The sequence below is a fragment of the Oleiphilus sp. HI0125 genome, assembly GCF_001635355.1.
In genome coordinates this window covers 1-886 of record NZ_LWGF01001482.1, presented here as the reverse complement: position 1 = coordinate 886, position 886 = coordinate 1, and the positions used below count along the sequence as shown (strand labels likewise).

At 43.1% G+C, this 886-nt stretch carries 3 protein-coding genes; 2 read left to right on the top strand and 1 reads right to left on the bottom strand.

Going from position 1 to position 886, the window contains the following annotated elements:
- A partial coding sequence (locus A3762_RS24975; protein WP_197469570.1) for a NapC/NirT family cytochrome c occupies positions 1 to 293 on the top strand: 293 nt, incomplete at its 5' end.
- A gap of 74 nt (positions 294 to 367) precedes the next feature.
- On the opposite strand, the gene A3762_RS24970 is transcribed toward A3762_RS24975, so the two are convergent.
- Positions 368 to 697, bottom strand: a complete 330-nt coding sequence (locus tag A3762_RS24970) for a peptidylprolyl isomerase (protein WP_068755306.1) — start codon at positions 695 to 697, stop codon at positions 368 to 370.
- A gap of 101 nt (positions 698 to 798) precedes the next feature.
- Between A3762_RS24970 and A3762_RS26710 the strand changes: the two genes are divergently transcribed.
- The coding region (locus A3762_RS26710) for an NAD-dependent epimerase/dehydratase family protein (protein ID WP_156493744.1) at positions 799 to 886 on the top strand (88 nt) is incomplete at its 3' end.

Genomic DNA, 886 nt, shown 5'->3' with positions numbered 1-886 from the left:
AGGCATCGAAAGAAGTGTGGGGTAAGGTTTTTGGAACGATCAATACCCGCGAAAAATTCTTAGAAAAACGTTTGGAACTTGCTCAGCATGAGTGGGATCGCTTGAAGTCGAACAATTCTTTAGAGTGTCGAAACTGCCATAGTGCCGAATCGATGGACTTCAATCGCCAGAGTCCGCGAGCTCAGGCAATGCATTCTAAGTTCCTGATTACGGCAGAAAAAACGTGTATCTATTGCCATAAAGGCATTGCGCATAAATTGCCCGATATGCAGGGTGTTGAAGGTTGGCAGTAGCCTAGGACTTCATTAACGAAAATTGGGGTCAGAGTACTTTTACTCTGACCCCAATTTTAACCACAACTAAGAACTTAATCTCTGTAATACACTTGTATCAAATGAAAACCGAATTGGCTTTTAACAGGGCCGTGAATTTTCTTGAGAGGCTGCGTGAAAATTACTTTCTCAACGGGCTTAACAAGCTGACCTTTGCGGATTTCTCCTAGATCGCCACCTTTTTTTTTGGATGGGCAAGTTGAATGTTTCTTGGCGAGTGCCTCAAAAGATTTACCAAGAATCAGCTGCTTTTTTAACTGCTCCGCTTCCTCTCTTGTCTTCACTAGTATGTGCTTTGCCATTGCAGTTGCCACGTTTGTCTCCGGCAGTATATCTCTATCATTGTCTTGAAAATCATCGCGCATTGTACACCTTTCGTATCTAGAGTGTATTTGTCGGCAATCAGTACCTATAATTGCGCGCAAGAAATTATTGTTATGGCGGATAGCCAACAAAGGAAAGCATTATGATTATCGTAACCGGCGGTGCAGGTTTCATCGGAAGTAATATTGTGAAGGCGCTGAATGATCAGGGGCGCACAGACATCATTGTTG

Coding starts and splice junctions, on each gene's coding strand:
- A3762_RS24970 (WP_068755306.1), bottom strand. CDS start 697: ATGCGCGATGATTTTCAAGACAATGATAGAGATATACTGCCGGAGACA.